At 37.3% G+C, this 1,165-nt stretch carries 1 protein-coding gene; it reads left to right on the plus strand.

What is annotated here, in order from left to right; all coding sequences use genetic code 11:
- Nucleotides 1-212 precede the first annotated feature (212 nt).
- Nucleotides 213-824 carry a hypothetical protein gene (locus ACSU6B_RS29155; protein ID WP_410889958.1) on the plus strand — a complete coding sequence of 204 codons (612 nt, stop codon included), beginning with the start codon at nt 213-215 and terminating at the stop codon, nt 822-824.
- Nucleotides 825-1,165: the final 341 nt, after the last annotated feature.

Below are 1,165 nucleotides of genomic sequence, written 5' to 3' on the forward strand. Positions count from 1 at the left end.
CACGTTAGTTCAACAAAAAAGGCCGTAATCCTCCTGGATCAAATACAGCCTTTAATTGAATATTAAATTAGCTTTTTCCATCAAATCCCAATACACCTCCCTATCATTTTCTTCAAAGTGTGAAAATTGTCGAACTTTACTTAAATACTTTTTTTCTTCTATATTGTAAAATTATTACAGCGGTTTAGGTTTCCAATAACTGGAGGTTCGTAATGAGAAAAGTGAAAGTATTGATTCTGACGGTTGTGTTCCTTTTAACTATGGCCCTGCCAGCAATGGCGCAAAGCAATTCCCCTGTATACAAAGGCTCCTATCAAGGTGCTTCGTTCTATGGGTCAGAAGGTACTGTCGATACCAATGTAGACCTTAGTACTAACTTTGAAGGTAAGGATTCTTACATCCTTTATTACCAAACCTATGATTATGAAAAAGACGAATACTATTATGGCAGCGCCGTAGTACCAGCAACCAAAGCGGTTATTGACATTAACAAAGGTACGGCCAAAGTGAATCAGACAGTAGAAGTATATAAAGTTGATTTTACTTGCGATGAAGAAGGAAATTGCACAGGTGATGAAACTCCTGCTGGTACTAAATCTATCAATCTTACCTGGACATTCAATCCAAAGAGTTATTCTACCTCAAAATACTCTGAGAAAAATGTCCAGATCGATTTCGACGAGTACATCAAACTTTCTAAGGGTACTTTCAAAGATTACAATAATGTCTCGGTTTCCGGAACCGTCGATGGTAAGGGGACTGATAGTTTTGAGTATTACGGTGGTAATGTATCCACTGGTTCTTCTTTCGCAATAATTAAGTAAACATTCCGCTAACAAAATCCAAAAAAACCTAAACCCTAATTGAATATGTACATAAAAGGCCGGTTAGCATTAACCGACCTTTTTTTTGTCACTAGGCTTATGGTTGCCATAGCCTTCTTCTTCATTCCTTTCGCCTTCTGGAAACTTGACTTCATCTCAACGAATGTTGGCTTCAAATTTAGCGACGATTTCCGAAGGAATGAGGTCAAGACAGCCTGGCCTTTGAATTTCATATCCTTGCCACCCTTCTCATGGATTTCGCCTGTTTCTCTTTCAAGTTTAGTTAATTAGTATTTATTTATTTTTTATATAATGTCATTATTCCTTCTTCGAGTAACCTG

Source organism: Neobacillus sp. C211, assembly GCF_051842875.1.
Taxonomy (GTDB): Bacteria; Bacillota; Bacilli; order Bacillales; family Cytobacillaceae; genus Neobacillus.